This is a genomic window from uncultured Clostridium sp., from assembly GCF_934754915.1.
In the GTDB taxonomy this organism is placed as follows: domain Bacteria; phylum Bacillota; class Clostridia; order Clostridiales; family Clostridiaceae; genus Clostridium.
The window spans coordinates 1-2381 of the sequence record NZ_CAKVKB010000288.1 but is presented as its reverse complement, the minus strand read 5'-3'; the positions used below and the strand labels follow the sequence as shown (position 1 = coordinate 2381).

The 2381-nt window shown below is 23.4% G+C and carries 2 protein-coding genes; both read left to right on the top strand.

The window, feature by feature from the left end:
• The first annotated feature begins 490 nt into the window (after positions 1–490).
• Positions 491–1192 (top strand): response regulator transcription factor, encoded by a 702-nt coding sequence (locus Q0F58_RS18935; RefSeq protein ID WP_294379544.1) that lies wholly within the window; start codon positions 491–493, stop codon positions 1190–1192.
• On the top strand, positions 1167–2381 hold a 1215-nt coding region (locus Q0F58_RS18930; RefSeq protein ID WP_294379542.1), incomplete at its 3' end, for a hypothetical protein. The genes Q0F58_RS18935 and Q0F58_RS18930, both read left to right, overlap by 26 nt.

The following is a 2381-nucleotide window of genomic DNA, read 5'->3' as shown; positions in this document are numbered from 1 at the left end:
GGTTTGAATTATTTCTGGCTTACATTTCCCATAACAGAAATTATGACTACAATTGTAGGTTTCATTTTGTATAAGAAATTTTATCTTGCAGAAAAAGCATCCCTCTCTGCTCATAGTATGGAAGTGTCTTAATAAGTAAAAAAATTATGCCGTATATTTTGAATATTTCTATAATTCAATATACGGTATTTATTATGCTTAAATTTACCATATATACATTTCAATTGACAATGAAGAATTAAATCTTTCTAAGATTTCTTTGATATTTTTGTGTTAGATATAGTTTTAATTTTTCAATATATATGATATTAATTTCTTTCGAAAATCTTTCGGAATTTAAATAATCTATCTTAAAAAATCTATAGTATAATTAATATATGAAATTTATTTCTATTAATTGTATGCTGCAAAATTAGAATTACGTTTATCGTATTTTATTAATTTCAGCATATATAGTAGACAAAAAATTAAAAACAGAAGGGGAGCTATAATGAAAAATTATAATATTTTAATAGTAGATGATGATAAGAACATAGCTGAAGCTATTGAGATATATTTAAAAAATGAGGGATATAATGTTTTTAAAGCTTATGATGGAGTAGAAGCATTAAATATTCTAAAAGAAAATACCATTCATCTTATACTAATGGATATAATGATGCCTAACATGGATGGAAACAGGGCTACATTGAAAATACGAGAAGAAAAGCAGATTCCAATAATAATGCTTTCAGCTAAATCTGAAGATACAGATAAAATTTTAAGTTTGAATTTTGGTGCAGATGATTATATCACAAAGCCATTTAATCCACTTGAACTTATTGCAAGAGTCAATTCTCAAATAAGAAGATATACTAAATTTTCAGGTTTTAATGAGGAAAGTATGGATAATATTATAAAAATAGGAGCATTGACTATAAACAAAGAAAGCAAAACTGCAACAGCAGAAGGACAGGAATTAAAATTAACTCCAATTGAATTTAAGATATTTGAATTGCTTATGGAAAATCCTAATAAAGTATTTTCTATTGAAGAAATATATGAAAAAGTTTGGAATGAAACTGCCGTAGGAAATCTTGATACTGTTGCAGTTCACATAAGGCACCTTAGAGAAAAAATAGAAATAAATCCAAAGGAGCCAAGATATTTAAAGGTGGTGTGGGGAATTGGATATAAAATTGAAAAAAGATAAAAAAAATAATTTTAAGATAGATTATAATTTGTTTATATGGTTTCTAGCTTTTTTAATACCAGTTATACCTATAGTATATTCTTTTTTATATAATGAAGTTTCAGAAATGCTAAGTAATGGAATCTTATTATTAATGGCTATATTAATTTTTTATGCTATCTGTAAGATAAAATCAAAAGATATATATCTAAAGAACAATGTTATCAATATATATTTTGAAAAAGTATACTTAGAGATAAAAATTTTATTATTGTCATTGCTGGTGTTTTTAATAGATTTAATATATTCATATACAGGTGAATTGAGTTATTCAAATGGTGGAAATTTATTTTCTATTGAAATCTTTACTTTTGAACAGACTGTTTATTTGGGTATGATTATATTATCAGCTATCATAAGTTATGTTTTTATATATACTTGTATTAAACATAATACTTTAAATAATGTGGAAGAGTTAAAAGAGTACTTTAAGAAAAATTCATTATATATAAAAGCTTTAAACTTCTATAGAAATAATATTTTCATCGAAATAAAACTGCTATTTTGGGCAGCATCTATACTTGTATGTATATGGTGGTATGATGAATTTTGGTTTGGTTTTGATATTGTAGAAGATTTGTTATTTTTATGTATTCTTTTATGTAATTTTGTCATGTTCTATGAACTGATAAGAAATCTGGCTTATATAAATAAGATTGGATTAAATATTTTTTTAGACAAAAATTCACTTATAAGATATATTCGCAGTCATAATAGAGCTTTTAATAAAAAGTCATTACAGATAATAAAAAATGTGTTCATATGGATAAAAAAAATATTTGCAGATATATCAAAAATTATATTTAATAAATCATTTTCTGTAAGAAGATACATTACTTCTTTTATTATAATAGCATATGTATTATTAACATGCTGTATCTTTTATATGTATAAAAAATTTAAAATAACTGAGGTATTCAAATATTATGATGAGCAAATATTAATAGTTTTTATTGCAATTATAAGTTTAGCAGTCATCATATTCATACACTATTTTATCCTTGAAAGAGATCTTGAAATATTAAAAAATATGACATGCAGAATTTTAAATGGAAATATTAATAACATACGCAATTCTAAAAAATTATTTTTTGCTAAAGAAATTGAAGATAATCTTAATGGAATTGAATATGGATTGAAGAAAACTGTT